Genomic DNA, 18,161 nt, shown 5'->3' with positions numbered 1-18,161 from the left:
TGCGGGACAAGCGAGACCCCGGGTCAAGCCCGGGGTGACGATGGGGGATCGTCAATAGCGATAGTCGAGCGTCGCCGTGTCGCCGGGGGCAACCGTTACCCGCCACGTCTGGATGCCGTCGATCCGCTCCAGCCCCGGCGCGTCGACCTGTCCGCCGGGGGCGCCGATCGGCAGCTCGACATCGACCGGAACCGCGCGGGCATTGGTGACGGTCAGGCGAGCGGTGCGGTTGTCGAGCCGGGTCTGGGTCACCTGCACCTGCCGGCTGCTGCCCGCGCCGATCAGCAGCGTTTCGCCCTCCGCACGGTCGGTCATCGTGCCGGTGCCGATCAGCAGCGCGCTATCGCCGCGCGGCGCGTAGAGCGCGGTGGTTCCGGCGGGAAGGGGAATGCCGAGGCCGGCGGCCTTGTCGTTCTTGACCCGCAGCGCGATGTCGAGTGCGCCGCCGTCGATCGGCTGGGCGATGGGAATGCGGCGGCGATAGACCCGGCGATAGGCGACGCCGTCCTGCCGCAGCAGCGCGACCTGTTTCTGGCCCTTGGCCGCAACGGTGGTGCGGCCGGGGATGCGGTAGAGTTTCACGTCGCCCAGATTTTCGGGCGCGGGTGGCGCCATGGGAGCGGGCGGGGCGGGCGGCCCCGGTGCGTAGACCGGCGGTGGGGCGGAAACGCGTTGTAGTCGCGCACCAGTAACGACGATCTCCTCCGCCGCTTCGAACCTGCGCGTTCGTAGATCCGACGTCGTCGTACCCAGCGGATAGCAGCGCAGTTGCAGCCGGCTGCCTGCCGCTGCGATCGGGTCGACCCATCGCCGGTTCAGCCGGCCGGCGACGACCTGTACCTCGGCATCGGCGAACCCCTCCGCATTGCCGTTGGCGAGCGTGGTCCAGGCGAACAGGTCCAGCCGATCGCCGTTGAGCGTGCCGACATAGCTGGCCGACCAGTCGAACCCGCTGGCGAGATAGGACAGGCGGACGGTCACGGTGCGCCGCGCCGGGCTGTCGGTGGTGACGCTCAGCACCGGCCTGGCGGCGAGATCGGCGGGGACGCGGGCGTATTTCAGGCTGTCGGCGAGGCCGGCACAGCCCAGCGCTTCGACGCCGTTCGGCGTCTGCAGGACCACGCCGCCGGTCGGGCCGGACAGGATGGTCGCCTCCTCCTCGCGCACCGTGCCGCTCGCGCGGTCGGTGCGGCGCAGCGTCACGCGGTTGCCGAGCGTGCCGTCGACCAGCGCGGCGGGGGAGAGGAGGCGGGCATCGCGATTCTTTTCGACCGTGCCGCCGGGCAGGCCGTCGACGACCGCGCTGACCGGGATGATGCCGCCGGCGACCCCTTCGAAGCGAAGCACCGCGCGGCCGCGCGGCAGGTTGACGCGGCGGGTTTCGGTGACCAGTGCATAGCCCTGAAGATTGCGTAGGTTCATTGCTTCGCGGGCGGAGCGAAAGGGCGCGCGGTAGAGGGTGACGGCGACGGTCTGCGGGGCGGGAGAGGTGACGGTAGGCGTGGGGGGGGCGGGGGCGGTGGAATCCCAGCGGCGTTCGCCGAAGGTGGCACGACCGCCCGTGCCAATATCATCGCGTACCCCAGCGGAGGCCGGGGTCCAGTTGGGTGGGGGTTGCGTTCGATAACCGGCGTCCCCCGACTGGACCCCGGCCTTCGCCGGGGTGCGGGTGGGGGTGGATGCCGGGTTGCGGGCGGCCAGCGGCGCGGTGGTTGCCAGCAGGGCGGCGACAGCGAGCGTAGCGGCGCCGCGATGGCCGTACCCCCGTGCAGGCGGGGGGGCAGCGTTGTCGAAGACCGACGTCGGCGCGCTTGGCCCTGGACCCCCGCCTGCGCGGGGGTACGGCATTGTGCGGGGCGGGCGGTCGTTCGCCTGCCGAAACCGGCGCGGCCCGCGCATCAGTAGCGCGTGTCGAACGTCGCGGTGACGGTGGCCGATCCGTTGGCCGGGACCGGCACCTGCCATACCGCCTGTCCGGCATCGACCCGCTCGCTCGGGCGGCTCTGTTCGGGGATGCGGGTGTCGCTCCAGTCCAGCCCGGCCTGTGCCAGTTCGATGGTAACCGCGGCGGGCGTGGCGTTGGTCAGGGTGTAGCGCATCTTCGTCTGCCAGCGGCTGGCGTTGAGGCGGGTGCGGCTCTCTACGACGGCGCGGACCTTTACGTCGAAGGCGTCGCCGGTCGCCAGCGCGATCTTCGACCCCTGCGGCGTGTGATCGATCGCCGCTTCGCCGGTGAATTGCGGCTGGCCGCGCGCGTCGCGCATATAGACGCGGATCGTGCCGGCGGGGAGCGCGTCGCCCAAGCCGCCCTTCGCCGCGTTGCTGAAGCGGACGATGCTCTGCGCGCTGGCGGGCTGTTCGGTGGTGCCGAGCCAGTTGTTGACGAAGCGATAGCCGCTGGTCGCGGGCGTGCCCTTCACGTCGAGGAAGCTGACCTGCTTGGTCTGCTTGTCGGCGATCGTGGTCCGTTCGGGCAGCGGATAGAGGTAGAAATCGCCGAGCTGTTCGCGATTGGCGGTCTCGGTGCCGGGCTGCATCACCGGCTGGCGGCGCGGGCGGTTCGGCCGATACATCTGCTGGTCGTCGCTGCTCGAAGCGACCTCGCCCGCGACCAGCAGCGTGCGAGCGTTGGTGAAGGTCGTGCCGGTGGTGTTGGTCAGCGTGACCCAGCCCTGTACGTCGATCGTGCCGCTCCTGCGGTCGAGCAGCGCGACATAGTCTGCTTTCCAGCCCAGACCCCGGCTGAGATAGGACAAGGTTGCCGGGCGGGTGCCGGCGCGGCTGCTGTCGAGCGTCACCGACAGGGTGGGGCGGGCGCGCAGCGACGGCGGCACCTTGTCGAAAATCGCGCGGACCGGCAGGCCGTCGTCGCGCAGCACCTCGATCCAGTCGCCGATCTGGAGGACGACGCCACCATTGACCGCGAGCACCCTGGCGCGTTCGCGCGTCTCCGCGCCGGTCGCGGGGTTGGTGCGCAGCAGGGTGATGGTTTCGCCGACCGCCTTTTCCATCAGGCTGGAGGGGGAGAGCAGGTCGAAGTCGAAATTCTGTTCGACGATGCGGGCATCGGGGACGGCGAGCGAGACGGTTTCGGGGCGGATCTGCGCGCTGACGTCGGGGAAATCCTGTCGCACGGTGCCGCTGTTCAGCGACAGCGGGCGGACGTCCTGGATGAGCGCGACGTCGCCGTTATAGATGGTGACCGACACGTCGCCCTGTGCGGAGGGGGCGATCGCCGCCGGGGTGGCGGCGTCCTGCGCGAGTGCGGGAAGGGGGGCGAGGAGGCTCGCCAGCAGCAGCCAGGTCGGTTTCATCGCGCATCCCCCCGTTGTTTCGCGCAAGTGTGGCGGGGGGATGTTACGTTGGCAAGACGGGAGGTTTTGCCCTTTTTGCCTCCCCGCTTGGTTCGAGCAGCTTCGAGCTTGTCGAGAAGCGGTAGTCGAGAACGCCCCGTTTGGGGCAACCCCTTCTCGACTACGGTTCTCGACAGGCTCGAACCTGCGCTCGAAGCAAACGGGGTTGGGACGGGTGGGATGGGGGAGGAGGGAGCTGCGTTCCGCCCTCTCCCCCTACCGCACCTCAGTGGTTATCGCGGGGCAGGCCGCGGGTCTGGGCGATCTTCTGATAGGCCTCGGCCCCTTCGAGGATCGCGCCGGTGGCCATCTGTCCGACGACCGAGCGCTGGATTTCCTGCCACGGGGTCTGCGATGCGGGGTACTGGTACCCGCCGGCCGCCTCCAGTTCCTGCCGGCGTGCGGCGAGTTCCTCGTCCGACAGCAGCACGTCGGCGCGGCCCTTGCCCAGATCGATCCGCACGCGGTCGCCGGTGCGCAGCAGCGCGAGGCCGCCGCCCGCCGCCGCTTCGGGCGAGGCGTTCAGGATCGAGGGCGAGCCGGACGTGCCCGACTGGCGGCCGTCGCCGATGCACGGCAGCGCGCTGACGCCTTCGGTGATGAGGTATGCCGGCGGGCGCATGTTCACGACCTCGGCGGCGCCCGGATAGCCGATCGGCCCCGCGCCGCGCATGAACATCAGCGTTTCCGGCGTGATGCCGAGCGACGGATCGTCGATGCGGTGGTGATAATCCTCCGGCCCGTCGAACACGACCGCCGGTCCTTCGAACGCGTCGGGGTCGTTGGGGTTGGACAGATAGCGTTCGCGGAATTCGGGGCCGATCACGCTGGTCTTCATCACCGCCGCGTCGAACAGATTGCCCTTCAGCACGATGAAACCGGCCTCTTCCTTCAGCGGCTGGCCGAAGGGGCGGATGACCTTTTCATCCTCGATCACCGCGTCGCGGCAATTGTCGCCGATCGACTTGCCGTTCACGGTCAGCGCGTCTTCGGCGATCAGGCCCGCGCCCATCAGTTCGCGGACGACCGCCGGCACGCCGCCCGCGCGGTAATAATCCTCGCCCAGATATTCGCCGGCGGGTTGCAGGTTGACCAGCAGCGGGACCTTGTGCCCCTGTTCCTGCCAGTCCTCGATCGGCAGGTCGACGCCGATATGGCGGGCGAGGGCGGCGAGATGAATCGGCGCGTTGGTCGATCCGCCGATCGCCGAATTGACCTTGATCGCGTTGTGGAACGCGTCGCGCGTCAGGATGTCGGAGGGCTTCAAATCCTCGCGCACCATGTCGACGATGCGGAGACCGGTGCGATAGGCGATTTCCTGCCGGTCGCGATAGGGGGCAGGAATCGCGGCCGATCCGGGCAGCTGCATCCCCAGCGCCTCGGCCAGCGAGTTCATCGTCGTCGCCGTGCCCATCGTGTTGCAATAGCCGGTCGAGGGGGCCGAGGACGAGACGAGGCGGATGAATTCCTTGTTGTCGATCTCTCCGGCGGCCAGCATCTGCCGCGCCTTCCACACGATCGTGCCCGAACCGGTGCGCTCGCCCTTGTGCCAGCCGTTCAGCATCGGGCCGACCGACAGCGCGATGGCCGGGATGTTGACGGTCGCGGCGGCCATCAGGCAGGCGGGCGTCGTCTTGTCGCAGCCGATCGTCAGCACCACGCCATCGAGCGGATAGCCGTACAGCACCTCGACCAGCCCGAGATAGGCGAGGTTGCGGTCCAGCCCGGCGGTCGGGCGCTTGCCGGTTTCCTGGATCGGGTGGACCGGGAATTCGAGGACGATGCCGCCCGCTTCGCGAATCCCCTCGCGCAGCCGTTCGGCGAGCACGAGGTGGTGGCGGTTGCAGGGCGACAGGTCGCTGCCGGTCTGGGCGATGCCGATGATCGGCTTGCCCGATTGCAGCTCTTCCTGGCTGAGGCCGAAGTTCAGATACCGTTCGATATACAACGCCGTCATGTCGATATTGTCGGGATTGTCGAACCACGCGCGGCTGCGCAGGGGGGGCATGTCGGTCATCGAAGTTCCGGTTCACCAAGAGGGTGTGGGCATGGCGGCCCTGGCGAAGCCGGAGCGTGCGGCAGTCCGGCCCGGTACCCCGAATCCGTTCCCCGCCTGCATTCCCCGCGCCGCCGTTGACGCCGTGCGTTGCCGCATATAGTCAGACAAAATCGAATAGGGCAAGCGATGCGACGGAACAAACCGTCCCGCGGTGCCACAGGACAGGGAGAAGACCAGGATGCCGGCCCCGATTTCCGCGCGCTCCGCCGGGGGTGCGACCAGCCCCGCCGGGGCCAGCTACGCCCCCGCGCTGACGCTGCTGGCCAGCCTGTTCTTCATGTGGGGGTTCATCACCGTCATCAACAACACGCTGCTGCCGCACCTGCGCAGCGTGTTCGACCTGAACTATACCCAGACGACGCTGATCGAGAGCGTGTGGTTCATCGCCTATTTCGTCGCATCGATCCCCTCGGCCAAGCTGATCGAGCGAATCGGCTATCAGAAGTCGCTGGTTATCGGGCTGCTGGTGATGGCGGCCGGGGCGCTCGGCATGGTGCTGGCGGCCAGCCTGCCCTCCTATGGCGTCACGTTGCTGATGTTGTTCGTAATCGCCAGCGGCATCACGCTGCTGCAGGTCGCGGCCAACCCCTATGTCACCGTCATCGGCCCGCCCGAGACCGGGTCGTCGCGCCTGAACCTGGTCCAGGCGTTCAATTCGCTCGGCACGACGCTCGCGCCGATCTTCGCGGGCTATCTGATCCTCGGGCGGTCGGTCGGCGGCACGACGCAGGACCGTGTGCTCACCCCGGCCGAGCGGCTGGCGGACGCGCAGTCGGTGATCCTGCCCTATGTGCTGGTCGCAGGCGTGCTGGTCGTGCTCGCGGTCGTCATCGCCCGTTTCCCGCTGCCCGCCATGGGATCGGCGACCAGCCGGGTCGCGAAGGAAGAGCGCAAGAAGCATTCGCTGTGGAACCACCGCAACCTGGTGTTCGGCGTGCCGGCGATCTTCATCTACCTGATCGCCGAGATCGGGGTCGCCAACCTGTTCATCAATTTCGTCTCGCAGCGCGACATCGCCAACATCACCCAGGCGGAAGCGTCGCGCTACCTCGCGCTGCTGTGGGGCGGTATGATGGTCGGCCGCTTCGCCGGTTCGCTTATCATGCAGAAGATCGCCGCCGAACGGGTGCTGGCGTTCTTTTCGATCGGCGCGTTCGTCGTGATGCTGGGTGCGACCTTCCTGTCGGGGCCAGCGGCGATGTGGTCGCTGATCCTGGTCGGGCTGTTCCATTCGATCATGTTCCCGACGATCTTCTCGCTCGGCATCAAGGGGCTGGGACCGTTGACCGAGGAAGGGTCGGGGCTGCTCATCATGGCGATCGCCGGCGGCGCGCTGGTGGTGGTGCAGGGCTGGCTGGCCGACAAATACGGCCTGCAATGGTCGTTCCTGCTGACCGCCGCGTGCGAACTGTACATCCTGTTCTATGCCGTGTGGGGGTCGAAGGTGACGAACCCGATCGCCGATACCCCCGCCGACGACGACGTCTTTGCATAAGGAAAATTCGATGACTCTCCGTCTGTTGCAGCGCGTGGCTCCGTCGCGCGCCGTCATCGCCGCGACCGAAGCGGGCGCGCATGTCGTGCCCGGTGTCGACAGCATCCGCGCGCTGGCACTGCGCGCGATCGATGCCGGCCACAGCATCGCCGACGCGGTCGCCGCACTGGGGCAAGGGGAGGCGGTCGATATCGCCGCGCTGCTCGACGCCGGTGCGATCGGATCGCCGATCGACCATGAGGACCCGGCGCATGTCATCCTGACCGGTACCGGCCTGACCCATCTCGGTTCGGCCGAGGGGCGTGACAAGATGCACCGCGCCGCCGCCGAAGCCGCGACCCAGACCGATTCGATGCGGATGTTCCTGGAGGGCGTCGAGGGCGGCAAGCCGGCGGCGGGGCAGGTCGGGCAGCAGCCCGAATGGTTCTTCAAGGGCGACGGCACGCAGATGGTGGCGCCGGGTGGCGACTTCACCATGCCGCATTTCGCGCAGGATGGCGGCGAGGAGCCGGAACTGGCCGGCATCTATGTGATCGGTTCGGACGGCACGCCGCACCGCATCGGCCTCGCGCTCGCCAACGAATTTTCGGACCATGTGACCGAGCGGCACAATTACCTCTGGCTGGCGCACAGCAAGCTGCGCCAGGCGTCGGTCGGTCCCGAATTGCTGGTCGGCGCGCCGCCCGAGCATATCGAGGGGACGAGCCGCATCGTGCGGGGCGGCGATACGATCTGGGAAAAGCCGTTCCTGTCGGGCGAGGCGAACATGTCGCACAGCCTGTCGAACCTCGAACATCACCATTTCAAATATCCGCTGTTCCGGCGGCCGGGGGACATCCATGTCCACTTCTTCGGCACGGCGACGCTGTCCTTCTCGGACGGGGTGCGGACCGAGGAAGGCGATGTGTTCGAGATTCAGGCCGCGCCGTTCACGCTGCCGTTGAAGAACCGGCTGACGCGGGCGGCGGACGTGCCGGTGGCGGTGAAGGTTCTTTAATCGGTGACCGTCTCCCGGCGGAGGTCGGGGGGGCGTTGTGTCGGGTGATTTGGATGGAAGCGTGACCGTTTCGCGTCCGTGGATTCCGGCCTTCGCCGGGATGACGGGGGCGGTGTGCGGGGCGCTTCCTGGTGTTCGTCACTTCTGCGGAGGTGGGATGCCATTGGCGCTGGCGTTGCGGGTTTGCCGCGACGGTGGCGTGTATGGATTCCCGCCTTCGCGGGAATGACGGGTGGGGCGGGCGACTTTCTTACCCTGCGCGCTTCGGGCGTTCCCTTTGCTTTCTCCCCACAGGCCCCCCCCGTTTGCTTCGAGCGGAGGTTCGAGCCTGTCGAGAACCGTAGTCGAGAAGGGGGTGCCGCAAGAGAGGCGTTCTCGACCGGCGCTTCTCGACTTCGCTCGAAGCTGCTCGAACCGAACGGGGTGGCTGTGGGGTAGAAGGGGTGGAAAGGAGCCTACCCCAGCAGCGGCTCGATCCGGTCCAGTAGCGGCAGCTGGCTTTTCAGCATCATCATCCGTGCTTCGGCGACCGGCATCCACCGCGCCGCGTCGACCTCCGGGAAGCTCCGCCGCCGGCCGCTGCGCGGGGGCCATTCCAGTTCGAAGGTCATGCTGGTGATTGCATGGGTGTCGACATCCTGTTCGGCGGCGAAGGCCGAGACGGACTTGCCGCCCGCCTGTCGCACCGTGCCGAGCGGGGCGAGCGGGGCGACGACCGCGACGCCCAGTTCCTCCGCGACCTCGCGGCGCGCGGCGTCCTCGACCGCTTCATCGGGTTCGACATGGCCCTTGGGAATCTGCCACGCGCCGACCTGCCGCCGCGCCCAATAGGGGCCGCCGGGATGGACGAGCAGCACCGCCGGGCTGGGCGTGCGACGATATAGCAGGATGCCCGCGCTATGCTGTGGCATGAAGCTGTCCCTGTTCTTGACGGGCGATCGTGATCGTCGCCGCTTGTTGATGGACAGACGCCGCCAACCCATGTTGCGTTCCATGGGCGTTGCATCGGACCGTTTCGCACCCTTTCGGACAGGGTTTCGCTGCGCGTGACCCAGTTCGATCTCTTTGCCGGCGCGCCGACAATACCGGGGTTGCGCCATGCGCGGGGTGTGGTGCCGCAGGGGCAGCTGGCCGGGCTGAGCGAGGCGATCGACGCCGCGCCGCTGACGCCGTTCCGGTTCCAGCAATGGACCGGCCTCCGGCTGACCGCCTCCTATGGCTGGCATTATGATTTCGAGGCGGGCCGGGTCGGGCAGGCGGAGCCGATGCCCGACTGGCTGTTGGCGGTGCGGGAGGTGGCGGCAGGCTTTTCGGGCGTAGCGGCGGAGGCGCTCGTGCAGGCGCTGCTGATCCGTTACGATCCGGGTGCCGGGATCGGCTGGCATCGCGACCGGCCGGTGTTCGACCATGTCGTCGGGCTGTCGATCGGCGCGCCGGCCACGCTGCGGTTCCGGCGGCGGCGGGCGGACGGGTTCGACCGGTTCGCGCAAGCGCTGGTGGCGGGGGATGCGTACCATCTGACCGGCGATGCGCGCTGGGAGTGGGAGCATGGCATCGCGCCGATGGACGCGACGCGCTGGTCGATCACCTTTCGCAGCCTGACCGAGCGGTTCCGGCGGGAGATCGGCGATGCGTGAGTTGAGCCTGCATGTGGTCGGGGCCGATCATCCCAATCGGGGTGGGGGCAATCGCCGGTTCGAGATATTGCTGTGCACGCCGGGCGAGGCGGTGACGCTGGTCCCCGAACCGCGCAACCCGGTCGACCCCAATGCGGTGATGGTGCTGAGCGCGCGCGGGGTGCAGATCGGCTATCTGACCGCCGACCGCGCGGCGTGGATCGGCGCGATGCTGCGGCAGGGGCGCGAGGTGGCGGCGCTGTTCCAGCAGGCGACGCCGATGGGCGCGGCGATCCGGGTGGCGTTCGACGGCGCGGTGCCGGTGCTGCCGAAGGTCGTGGCGGCGGAGGTGGAGCCGGAGCCGGAGTTCTGGCCGGACGAGGTTCCGCCCGACGACTGGGAGTAAGTCCCTCTGTCCCGATCCGTTCGGTTCGAGCCTGTCGAGAGCGCCCGTCCAGCGGAACCCCGTTCTCGATACGCGCTCTCGACTTCGCTCGATCGCTACTCGAACCGAACGGGAAAGAAAAATGGGGGAGGCGATCAATCCTCCATGATCTGGCTGTGCGTCCGCGTATCGCGCATCCGCAGGTAGACGACCAGCGACACGGCGATCATCGCCGTCACATACCAGTAGAAGCCGCGTTCGAAGCCGGCGTCCTTGAACTTCAGCGCGACGACCTCCGCCGTGCCGCCGAACAGGGTGTTGGCCAGCGCATAGGGCAGCGCCACGCCCAGCGCACGGATATGCGCCGGGAACAGCTCGGCCTTCACCACCGCGTTGATCGAGGTATAGCCGGTGACGATCACTAGCGCCCCCATCACCAGCAGCCCGGCGGTGATCGGATCGCGCGTCGTCTCCAGCGTGGAGAAGATCGGATAGGTGAACAGGACGCCGGCCAGGCCGAACGCGATCATCAGCGGTTTGCGCCCGATCCGGTCGCTGAGCGCGCCGGCGACCGGTTGCAGCAGCATGAAGACGAACAGCGTTACGCCGTTGATCTGGCTGGCGACTTCCCGGCTGAACCCGGAGGTGTTGACCAGGAATTTCTGCATGTAGATCGAATAGGCGTAGAAGGCGAGCGTGCCGCCCGCCGTCAGCAGCATGACGACGGCGGTTTCCTTGGGATGCTGGGTCAGCAGCTGGAGAAAGCCCGACTTGGGCGCGCCCGCCGCCTTGGCATTGGTGAAGCTCTGGCTTTCGGCGAGGCCGCGTCGAATCCAGAACACGACCACCGCCAGCACCGCGCCGATGGCGAACGGAATGCGCCAGCCCCATGCGTCGAGCTGCCCCTCGCTCATCGTCGATTGGAGAACCAGCAGGACGAGGATCGCGAGCAGCTGTCCCGAGATCAGCGTGACATATTGAAAGGACGAGAAGAAGCCGCGCCGGTCCTTGCCCGCCATTTCCGACAGATAGGTCGCGCTGGCGCCATATTCGCCGCCGACCGACAGGCCCTGCATCAGCCGCGCGAGGGTCAGCAGGATCGGGGCGGCGATGCCGATCGTCTCGAACCCCGGCGTCAGCGCGATCATCAGCGATCCGGCGCACATCAACGTGACCGAGATCGACAGCCCGGCCTTGCGCCCATGGCGGTCGGCATAGATGCCCATGATCCACGCGCCGATCGGCCGCATGACGAACCCGACCGCGAACACCGCCGCGGTGCCGAGCAGCTGCGCCGTCCGGTCGGTGCTGGGGAAGAAATGCGGCGCGAAATAGAGCGAGAAGGCCGCATAGACATACCAGTCGAACCATTCGACCAGATTGCCGGTGGACCCACCGATGATCGCCTTCAGGCGGGCGGCGCGGTCGGGGACCGCAGCGGAGGCTGAATGACTGTTCATGCGCGAGGGCTATCGCGTAGCGCCGGCCGCGCCAACCCCCGTGACGACTGGTAGCGGTACCTTGTCAGAAGCTGTTTGAAAATGCGCTGAAGGCGCATTTATGCGGTGCCGGCCCGCTCCCCCTCCCGGCCACCCACACGGTATTCTGATGGGTGGCCGGGAGGGGGAGCGGGCCGGCACCGCCTGAAATTGGCTCTCTCGCCAATTTCCAAATGGACCCTCAGAAGCTGCCCTGCACGCTTGCCCCGCCGGGCAGGCCGGTGAACGGCAGTGTCGCCGCGCCGTCGCCGGTCAGCGCGAAGCGCAGGCTGCCGTCCTCGTTGATCGTCGCATCCATCAACGTCTTGCGCCGCTGGTCGGCGGGGACGAGGCGCACGCGGGTCTGGGTGCCGATATGTTCGGCGGTCAGCAGCATGGCGGGGGTCGGCGTGGCGACGTTGCCCGGTTTCGTCACGCAACTGCCCGGATCGATCGCGATGCGGCCATCGGCCATGGCCGACCCGGCGATGGTCGAGAGGACCGGCAGATCGACCTGCCAGGTCGAATCGCAGGCAAAGGGCAAATTGGGTTGCAGCGCGGCCAGCAGCGACGCATCGGCCGATCCGCTCACCCGGTCGAGCCGCACGCCGCCGGGGCGCAGCAGCGCCTGCCCGCCCAGATCGGTATCGGCCCCGGTCGCGGTCCAGTCGACGGCGAAGCCGAGGCTGGTCAGGCTGCGAAGTGGGGCGAAATGCCATTCGAGGCGGCTGCCCCCGGCGATGCCGACTTCGCCGTTCCACACCGTGCCGCCGACGCCGCTGCGCCAGTCGGTATTGCCCGCGATCAAGCTGGCCGGGAGCGTCGCTACGATCGCCACCGCGAACGAGGCTATGCCGAGCGCGGCGAAGCGGATACTACGCCGACGTGCCAGCAACCGGGAAGGACTCGACAATGCGATCGCGGCGCTCGACGCTTGGACTGGTTCGCGATGCGGTGCTGCTGTCGTCGGTGGCATCGATCGCGTCCCCCATCATGGCTGCCAAGCGGGGCAAGCGCTCCGCCGCGTTGCTGGTTCCGCTGACCGGAGACCGCGCGGCGCTGGGCCTTAGCATACGCAATGCGGCGATGCTTGCTGAAACCGATGCCGCGGCGCTGAGCGTGATCGATACCGGGGGCACGGCGGCGGGGGCGGCCAGTGCGGCGCGGGCGGCGGTGAAGCGCGGGGCGGCGATGCTGCTCGGCCCCTTGTCAGCGGCCGAGACGCGGGCGGTGGCGGCGGCGGTCAGCGTGCCGGTCGTGGCGCTGACCAACGATTCGGGCGCACGCGGCGGACCGGCGTTCGTGTTCGGCATCACGCCCGCACAGGCGACGGCGGCGATCCTGAGCTATGCCCGGTCGCGCGGGGTGCGGCGGATCGTGGCGGTCGATGACGGCACGCCATGGTCGCAGGCGTCGGTCGCGGCGGCGCGGGTCGCCGAGGCCGATCTGGGGCTGACCATCGTGCCGGTGACCGGGGCGACGATCCCGCCCGGCGTCGAGGGGGATGCGGCGTTCGTGCCCGGGTCGGCCGTGGCGATCGCGCCTGTCCTGAAGAACCGGGGGATGCAGCTGCTGGCGACGATGCAGACGCTCGACTATCGCCCCGATGCGCTGACCGCGCTGGAGGGGGCGTGGATCGCCAGCCCCGATCCGGCGAAGTTCGCGAGCTTCGCCAGCGCCTATGCCGCGCGCAACGGCGGACGGCCGGGCGCCATCGCGGCACTGGGCAACGATGCGGCGCTGATCGCCAAGGCATTGCGCGACAGCGACCAGATGACGCGCGAGGGTGTGCTGCGCGAGGCGGGCTTCGACGGCGTGACCGGGCCGGTCCGCTTCCGCTCGGACGGCAGCTGCGCGCGCGACTTCGCGATCCTCGTTCCCACCAACGGCGTGTACGACAAGGTGGCGGAGAGCCGCGGGGCATGACGCCGGCGCGCGACGGGGAGGGTGGCTTCACCCTGCTCGAACTGATGATCTCACTGGGGCTGTTCGCGCTGATCGCGGTGGCGGGCCTCGCGCTGGTCGACAGCGTCATCGGGGTGGACGGGCGGACCGAGGCGCGGCTGGACCGGGTCGCCGACCTGCAGCGCGCGATGGTCGTCATCTCCAGCGACCTCGACCAGATCGCGCCGGGGCCGATGGGCGGCGACGCGGCGGGCCTGCGGTTCCGGCGGAGTGCACCGGGCGTGGGCGGGCCGCCGGTCGGGGTCGGATATCGCGTCGCCGAGGGGCAGTTGCAGCGGGTGGTCGATGGCCGCGCGCAGCTGGTGCTGGATCAGGTGAGCGCCGCGCGCTGGCGCTATTTCGACGGCGGCTGGCGTGACAGCTGGCCGCCCGCGCCCGACCGCTCGCTCGACTGGCCGCGCGCGGTGGTGGTGGAATTGCAGGTCGGCGGGCCGGGCGGCGGCAATCTGCGGCGGATCGTGACCTTGCCCGTCGCGGCGAAGACGACATGACCGCGCGGGTGCCGGAGCGCGAGCAGGGCATGATCCTGGTCAATGTCCTGATGTTCGTGGCGATCGCCAGCGGGCTGGTTCTGCTGATGATCAACCGCGAGGAAGTGGCGCTCGACCGGTCGATCCGATCGCGCGAAGCGGCGCGGGCGCTGGCCATCGTGCGCGGGGGCGAGCTGTCGGCGCTGTCGGCGCTGCAACGCGATGCGCTTGTGTCGCCGGAGGCCGACTATCCGGGCGAACCCTGGGGCGCGATCAGCGAGAATGGCATTGCGATCGAGGGCGGGACGTTCGACCTGGCGATTGCCGATGCCGAGGGGCGCTTCAACGTCAATTCGGTGCGGCGTGAGCTGGACCCGATCCCGCAATTGCTGTTCCTGCGCATCGCCAAGGCGGCGGGGATCGAGGAGGAGAAGGCGGTCGCCGCCATCGCGCTGATCCGCGAGCGGGGGCCGGTGCAGGACCTGCGGCCGCTCGCGGTGTTCCTGCCGCCCGAACAGGCGCAGCTGCTGGCGCGGATGGTGACCGCGCTGCCGGGCGATACCGCGATCAACCTGAACGCCGCGACGCCCGAATTGATGGCGGTGCTGTTCGAACCGGACAAGGCCCAGCGGCTGGTCGCGATCCGCAACCGGCAGGGCTATCTGTCGAAGGACGATCTGGCGCGCGAGGATGTGACGATGCCCGGCGGCACGCGGTTCAAGTCGGACCATTTCTGGGTCCGCACCCGCGCGACGATCGGCGGCACGGTGCAGCAGGGTGCGACGCTGATCCAGCGGGTCGAGCGCAAGGAGGGCGCGCAGAGCCTGCCGGTGGCGGTGCCGGTCGAGCGCTGGCGCAATGCCGCCATTCCCCCGGAAGTGCCTGGCTTTGCCGGGTAAATCGGCCAAAGTTCACGAAGTTCACACTTGCCGCGTTTTGCGCGGCGGTTGACGTCGGGGCAGGGTGGCAGTGTCAAGGAGCGCGGCCGGAGCGTGGTCGGCGAGCATGGTCGCAGCTATCCCGCCTGTAGGAAAGCGGTGCGTGCCAAGGTCCGGCGCGCAGGCCGGATTACTTCTGCGCGGGTAGCGGTTGCGGTCTGCGGGTCGTGAGCGTCACCGGCTTCATGCAGCCGCCCTCGCTATACGCCACGGCCGCTTCCTGTCGGGCGGGCGGTTCCTGGTTCAACGGGCGGATGCTAGCCGTGCCAGACGCTTGTGCGGCATGAGCGGTGGCGCGTTCGCACTTTTCCGGCGGCACCGCGGGCAGCGGCGGCGTGGCGAGCGGAGCGGACAGCGCGGCAAGCAGCGATAGGAACATCGTTCGACCCCTTCTCCTGTCGGCGCGTCCGTGTCGGTTCGCGGCATCGGTTCGCCGGAGCCTGAAATATCATGCCGGGGGCATCGGCGAAACCGGAATATGGTCGTGGCGTCTCAGGCGAAGCCGCGCACCGTCAGCAGCGGGGCGAGGCGGGTGACAAGGGCGGCGGCGGCATCGATCTGCCCGATCGGGACGATGCCGATCACCAGCCCGTCGCCATCCTCGACGATCAGCAGGTCGAGGTCTGCCTCCGCCAGCGCCAGCCGGACGGAACCCGGGCAGGGGCGCCCGAGCCGTTGTTCGGCCAGGAAGCGGATCAGCGCCTCGATCGTCTCCTCGTGCAGGTCGACCGCCACGACCCGGTCTTCGTCCCGCAGCAGGTCGATGAAGGCGTTCATCCGGCCATCGTCGGTGGCGTCCTCCTGATCGACGAAGAAACCGTCGCACAGCCGGCGGCGGGCGGTCGCGGGGGAGCAACCGGCGAGGTGGCCATAGAGCGCGACATAGTCCCGCTGCCACGCCGGAACGCGCGGGGCCGGAGCAACCGGCGGCGCGGAGGGGAGGACATGTTCGGCCCAGCCGAGCAGGGCGGCCAGATATTGTTCCTGCCGCTTCGTCAGGTCCGGGGTTTCGCGTCGTCCTTCGAGATGGTGCAGCGTGACCGCGCCATCGCCCGCCGCGCCCGTCACGCGGAAGATCGCGTGGAGCAACGCCGCGCCGGTGACATCCGACCGCAGGCCGAGTTTCAGCGTCAGGCGACCGCCATCCCGTCCGCGCGTGCATTCGGCGATGCGATCGCCTTCCCGCATCTTCAATGTCTTGCCATCGGGACAATGGCGGATCAGCGCGCGAACCCGGTCGGCATGGCGCGCGGCGAGCGGGGAGGTGTCCGTCATTGCCGTACCGCCTCGGTCACGTCGCGGGTGGCCTGATCGACCAGCGCGGCGGACTGGCGCGCGGCGTCGAGGAAGTCGGCTTCGGACGCGGGCGTGTAGTTGCAGCCGACGAACAACCTGTCGGCGGGCGGCGGTGGGGGAGCCTTCTCGCCGAATGCCCCGGCCAGCATCGCGGCCACCATGTCGCCGGTCGGTTCGAACGCGCCCAGCATCGGCCCGCTTTCGGGATCGATGAAGCGATAATATTGTCGCGTGATCGCAATCGGGGCGCGCTTCAGGCGCTGGGCGGTGACGAACGCCTCCGCCTGCGCGCGCGGCAACAACGCCAGCACCCAGTCCTTCAGGAAATAGACCCGGTCGACCTTCTGGCCCAGCAGGTCGACCGGTTCGCGCAGCGTATAGCCATAGAGGCCTATCATGCCCCTCGTCGCCTTGTCGCCCTTGGCCTTGCGCATCCATGCCGGCGGCGTGGTGTCGAGGAACAGGGCGGAGGCGAAGGCCTGCGCTGCCGCTGCCGAGCGGCAGGACAGCGCGTCGCCAAGCGCGGCGGGGGTCAGGGCGACGGTCGGGGCATCGCTCCGTGCCCGTGCTGACAGCGGGGCGGCGAGGGTCAGGGCGAGGAGGAGGGGACGCAGGAAGCGGGGCATGGCGGGGTTTCTAATATCCGATCCACGCATTCTCGATATGGCGCGGCGGGGTGCGCGGGGCGAGGAGGATGACGTCGATGCGGATGTCGCAGCCCTCGGCATAGGTCGGGGCGAGTAGTTCCGCCGCTGCCGCCACGCGGGCGAGGCGGCGTTCGTCGATGGCGTGGTCTAGGTCGGCGGCGGTGGCGCGTGCCTTTACCTCGACGAAGACGACGATGGTGCCGCGCCGCGCGATCAGGTCGACTTCGCCGGCCTTGGTGCGGACGCGGCGGGCGAGGATGCGCCAGCCCTTGAGCCGCAGCCACCAGCCGGCGATCCGTTCGCCCCGGCGGCCGGCATCGTCGGCGGCGATGCGGGACGCGCGCGAGCGGGGGCGGGGCGGGCGAGCGAGCATGGCTCCATGTGCCGCGCGGCCGCCCGCGCGGCAAGTCAGCGCATCAGGCCGGCGCTGCGCAACGCCCTTTCGATCGTCGCCTGTACCCCGGTGCCGGTCACGGCGTGCGTGACGGGTTCGGGGCGGTGCGGAGCCTCGCCGGTATCGATGGCGGGGGCGACCAGTCCCCAGCCGCGCGCGATCTCCAGCGTGCTCGACAGGCCGACATCGAGCATGAACGGCCCCGTCGCACCGATGCCGCTCGACGGATCGACCGGGACGCCGTGGCCCATGCCGACGATGCGCCATTCCTCGACCAGTGCATGGCCCTGCGCATCGCACCACGCGCGGTGCGACCAGTTCGGACCGTTGCCGCCCTGCTGCGGTTCGGCGGGCAGGGCGTGGACGGCGCGCCACTGGCGGACCAGCGCGTCGCTGTTGGCGATGACGACGGTCGTATCGGCGGTGCCATGCCAGATGGCGACGCGTGGGCTGACGGACGCGGGGGCGATGGGCAGCGTGTCGGTGGCGGCGGCCCCGCGCATCCGCTCCAGCGCGGCGCGGACACCGATCGCGGTGCCATAGGGCAGGCCACCGATGATCGCGCCGGCGGCGAACTTCTCCGGGTAGGTCGCCAACATCACGGCGGTCATCGCGCCGCCCGCCGACAGGCCGGTGATGAACACGCGCGCCGGATCGATGGCATGTTCGGCCACGACATGATCGATCATCGCCGCGATCGATTCCGCTTCGCCGCCGAGACGGGCGATGTCGGCGGATTCGAACCAGTTAAAGCACATATTGGCGTTGTTCGCGCGGCGTTGTTCGGGGAACAGCACGGCGAAGCCCTCCGCATCGGCCAGCGTCGACCAGCCGGTGCCATGATCGTACACCGCCGCATCCTGCGTACAGCCATGCAGCGCGACCACCAGCGCCGCGCCGGGACGCAGCTCTTTCGGGTCATAAGCGCGCGCGCGCAGGTTGCCGGGATCGGGCGCGAAACCGGTCACGTCGTGCAGCCGGTCGGGGACGTGCGACGGGCCGACGCCCTTCATGCGCGACAGGTTCGCGATGGTAGTGGAGAGCGACGCCATGATTCCGTGTCCTTCC

General features: G+C 69.0%; 18 protein-coding genes. 7 read left to right on the top strand and 11 right to left on the bottom strand.

The window, feature by feature from the left end; translation table 11 throughout:
- Nucleotides 1-51: 51 nt before the first annotated feature.
- The 3 genes from MF609_RS08150 to MF609_RS08140 all read right to left on the bottom strand — a co-directional run bounded on the left by MF609_RS08150 (nt 52) and on the right by MF609_RS08140 (nt 5,370).
- The gene (locus MF609_RS08150; protein ID WP_242415813.1) at nt 52-1,422 is read right to left on the bottom strand and encodes a DUF4139 domain-containing protein; all 1,371 of its coding nucleotides are present in this window, start codon (nt 1,420-1,422) and stop codon (nt 52-54) included.
- A 476-nt stretch (nt 1,423-1,898) separates the two neighbouring features.
- Nucleotides 1,899-3,314: a DUF4139 domain-containing protein gene (locus MF609_RS08145; RefSeq protein WP_242415812.1), complete on the bottom strand. Its 1,416-nt coding sequence runs from the start codon at nt 3,312-3,314 to the stop codon at nt 1,899-1,901.
- A gap of 265 nt (nt 3,315-3,579) precedes the next feature.
- The gene (locus MF609_RS08140) at nt 3,580-5,370 is read right to left on the bottom strand and encodes an IlvD/Edd family dehydratase (RefSeq protein WP_242415811.1); all 1,791 of its coding nucleotides are present in this window, start codon (nt 5,368-5,370) and stop codon (nt 3,580-3,582) included.
- A 220-nt stretch (nt 5,371-5,590) separates the two neighbouring features.
- Here MF609_RS08140 and MF609_RS08135 point away from each other — a divergent pair, with 220 nt between their 5' ends.
- Both MF609_RS08135 and araD1 read left to right on the top strand, forming a co-directional pair.
- Entirely contained in the window at nt 5,591-6,907 is a 1,317-nt protein-coding gene (locus MF609_RS08135) for a sugar MFS transporter (protein ID WP_242415810.1), read from the top strand.
- A gap of 10 nt (nt 6,908-6,917) precedes the next feature.
- On the top strand, nt 6,918-7,904 hold the full coding sequence (araD1, locus tag MF609_RS08130; protein ID WP_242415809.1) for an AraD1 family protein: 987 nt from the start codon (nt 6,918-6,920) through the stop codon (nt 7,902-7,904).
- Between the two features lie 455 nt (nt 7,905-8,359).
- Here araD1 and MF609_RS08125 read toward each other — a convergent pair whose 3' ends face one another.
- Nucleotides 8,360-8,815 carry an NUDIX hydrolase gene (locus MF609_RS08125; protein WP_242415808.1) on the bottom strand — a complete coding sequence of 152 codons (456 nt, stop codon included), beginning with the start codon at nt 8,813-8,815 and terminating at the stop codon, nt 8,360-8,362.
- A gap of 135 nt (nt 8,816-8,950) precedes the next feature.
- On the opposite strand from MF609_RS08125, the gene MF609_RS08120 reads away from it, so the two are divergent.
- Both MF609_RS08120 and MF609_RS08115 read left to right on the top strand, forming a co-directional pair.
- Complete coding sequence (locus MF609_RS08120) at nt 8,951-9,541, top strand: alpha-ketoglutarate-dependent dioxygenase AlkB (protein WP_336944484.1); 591 nt, start codon at nt 8,951-8,953, stop codon at nt 9,539-9,541.
- Nucleotides 9,534-9,926, top strand: coding sequence for an HIRAN domain-containing protein (locus tag MF609_RS08115; RefSeq protein WP_242415807.1), 393 nt, complete (start codon nt 9,534-9,536; stop codon nt 9,924-9,926). Before MF609_RS08120 ends, MF609_RS08115 begins: the two co-directional genes overlap by 8 nt.
- A gap of 134 nt (nt 9,927-10,060) precedes the next feature.
- On the opposite strand, the gene MF609_RS08110 is transcribed toward MF609_RS08115, so the two are convergent.
- Complete coding sequence (locus tag MF609_RS08110) at nt 10,061-11,365, bottom strand: MFS transporter (protein ID WP_242415806.1); 1,305 nt, start codon at nt 11,363-11,365, stop codon at nt 10,061-10,063.
- A 220-nt stretch (nt 11,366-11,585) separates the two neighbouring features.
- Entirely contained in the window at nt 11,586-12,296 is a 711-nt protein-coding gene (gene gspN / locus MF609_RS08105; RefSeq protein ID WP_242415805.1) for a type II secretion system protein N, read from the bottom strand.
- On the opposite strand from gspN, the gene MF609_RS08100 reads away from it, so the two are divergent.
- The 3 genes from MF609_RS08100 to MF609_RS08090 are packed head-to-tail and all read left to right on the top strand — an operon-like array spanning nt 12,296 to nt 14,717.
- Nucleotides 12,296-13,309: an ABC transporter substrate-binding protein gene (locus MF609_RS08100; protein WP_242415804.1), complete on the top strand. Its 1,014-nt coding sequence runs from the start codon at nt 12,296-12,298 to the stop codon at nt 13,307-13,309. The two genes, gspN and MF609_RS08100, sit on opposite strands and share 1 nt — an antisense overlap.
- Nucleotides 13,306-13,839: a type II secretion system protein GspJ gene (locus MF609_RS08095; protein WP_242415803.1), complete on the top strand. Its 534-nt coding sequence runs from the start codon at nt 13,306-13,308 to the stop codon at nt 13,837-13,839. The genes MF609_RS08100 and MF609_RS08095 overlap by 4 nt, the downstream gene beginning before the upstream one ends.
- Nucleotides 13,836-14,717 carry a type II secretion system minor pseudopilin gene (locus MF609_RS08090; protein WP_242415802.1) on the top strand — a complete coding sequence of 294 codons (882 nt, stop codon included), beginning with the start codon at nt 13,836-13,838 and terminating at the stop codon, nt 14,715-14,717. Before MF609_RS08095 ends, MF609_RS08090 begins: the two co-directional genes overlap by 4 nt.
- Nucleotides 14,718-14,886: 169 nt before the next feature.
- On the opposite strand, the gene MF609_RS08085 is transcribed toward MF609_RS08090, so the two are convergent.
- The 5 genes from MF609_RS08085 to MF609_RS08065 all read right to left on the bottom strand — a co-directional run bounded on the left by MF609_RS08085 (nt 14,887) and on the right by MF609_RS08065 (nt 18,145).
- Complete coding sequence (locus MF609_RS08085) at nt 14,887-15,135, bottom strand: hypothetical protein (protein ID WP_242415801.1); 249 nt, start codon at nt 15,133-15,135, stop codon at nt 14,887-14,889.
- Nucleotides 15,136-15,248: 113 nt separating this feature from the next.
- Nucleotides 15,249-16,031 carry a hypothetical protein gene (locus MF609_RS08080; protein ID WP_242415800.1) on the bottom strand — a complete coding sequence of 261 codons (783 nt, stop codon included), beginning with the start codon at nt 16,029-16,031 and terminating at the stop codon, nt 15,249-15,251.
- A complete protein-coding gene (locus MF609_RS08075) occupies nt 16,028-16,678 on the bottom strand; it encodes a hypothetical protein (RefSeq protein WP_242415799.1) in 651 nt (216 codons plus the stop codon). The genes MF609_RS08080 and MF609_RS08075 overlap by 4 nt, the downstream gene beginning before the upstream one ends.
- 10 nt (nt 16,679-16,688) lie before the next feature.
- Nucleotides 16,689-17,072, bottom strand: coding sequence for a YraN family protein (locus tag MF609_RS08070; RefSeq protein WP_242415798.1), 384 nt, complete (start codon nt 17,070-17,072; stop codon nt 16,689-16,691).
- A 35-nt stretch (nt 17,073-17,107) separates the two neighbouring features.
- On the bottom strand, nt 17,108-18,145 hold the full coding sequence (locus MF609_RS08065; RefSeq protein WP_242415797.1) for an extracellular catalytic domain type 1 short-chain-length polyhydroxyalkanoate depolymerase: 1,038 nt from the start codon (nt 18,143-18,145) through the stop codon (nt 17,108-17,110).
- Nucleotides 18,146-18,161 lie beyond the last annotated feature (16 nt).

It is taken from the genome of Sphingomonas panni (assembly GCF_022664435.1).
GTDB classification, from domain to species: domain Bacteria; phylum Pseudomonadota; class Alphaproteobacteria; order Sphingomonadales; family Sphingomonadaceae; genus Sphingomonas; species Sphingomonas panni.
Note: the sequence above shows the minus strand (reverse complement) of the source record. Positions and strands in the feature narration are given on the sequence as shown.

Excerpts from the sequence above, each read along its gene's own strand:
- MF609_RS08090 (WP_242415802.1), top strand. The coding sequence starts at position 13,836 with ATGACCGCGCGGGTGCCGGAGCGCGAGCAGGGCATGATCCTGGTCAAT.
- MF609_RS08140 (WP_242415811.1), bottom strand. The coding sequence starts at position 5,370 with ATGACCGACATGCCCCCCCTGCGCAGCCGCGCGTGGTTCGACAATCCC.
- MF609_RS08085 (WP_242415801.1), bottom strand. The coding sequence starts at position 15,135 with ATGTTCCTATCGCTGCTTGCCGCGCTGTCCGCTCCGCTCGCCACGCCG.
- MF609_RS08145 (WP_242415812.1), bottom strand. The coding sequence starts at position 3,314 with ATGAAACCGACCTGGCTGCTGCTGGCGAGCCTCCTCGCCCCCCTTCCC.
- MF609_RS08095 (WP_242415803.1), top strand. The coding sequence starts at position 13,306 with ATGACGCCGGCGCGCGACGGGGAGGGTGGCTTCACCCTGCTCGAACTG.
- MF609_RS08070 (WP_242415798.1), bottom strand. The coding sequence starts at position 17,072 with ATGCTCGCTCGCCCGCCCCGCCCCCGCTCGCGCGCGTCCCGCATCGCC.
- araD1 (WP_242415809.1), top strand. The coding sequence starts at position 6,918 with ATGACTCTCCGTCTGTTGCAGCGCGTGGCTCCGTCGCGCGCCGTCATC.
- MF609_RS08115 (WP_242415807.1), top strand. The coding sequence starts at position 9,534 with ATGCGTGAGTTGAGCCTGCATGTGGTCGGGGCCGATCATCCCAATCGG.
- MF609_RS08080 (WP_242415800.1), bottom strand. The coding sequence starts at position 16,031 with ATGACGGACACCTCCCCGCTCGCCGCGCGCCATGCCGACCGGGTTCGC.
- MF609_RS08125 (WP_242415808.1), bottom strand. The coding sequence starts at position 8,815 with ATGCCACAGCATAGCGCGGGCATCCTGCTATATCGTCGCACGCCCAGC.
- MF609_RS08100 (WP_242415804.1), top strand. The coding sequence starts at position 12,296 with ATGCGATCGCGGCGCTCGACGCTTGGACTGGTTCGCGATGCGGTGCTG.
- MF609_RS08110 (WP_242415806.1), bottom strand. The coding sequence starts at position 11,365 with ATGAACAGTCATTCAGCCTCCGCTGCGGTCCCCGACCGCGCCGCCCGC.
- MF609_RS08150 (WP_242415813.1), bottom strand. The coding sequence starts at position 1,422 with ATGAACCTACGCAATCTTCAGGGCTATGCACTGGTCACCGAAACCCGC.
- MF609_RS08075 (WP_242415799.1), bottom strand. The coding sequence starts at position 16,678 with ATGCCCCGCTTCCTGCGTCCCCTCCTCCTCGCCCTGACCCTCGCCGCC.
- MF609_RS08065 (WP_242415797.1), bottom strand. The coding sequence starts at position 18,145 with ATGGCGTCGCTCTCCACTACCATCGCGAACCTGTCGCGCATGAAGGGC.
- MF609_RS08135 (WP_242415810.1), top strand. The coding sequence starts at position 5,591 with ATGCCGGCCCCGATTTCCGCGCGCTCCGCCGGGGGTGCGACCAGCCCC.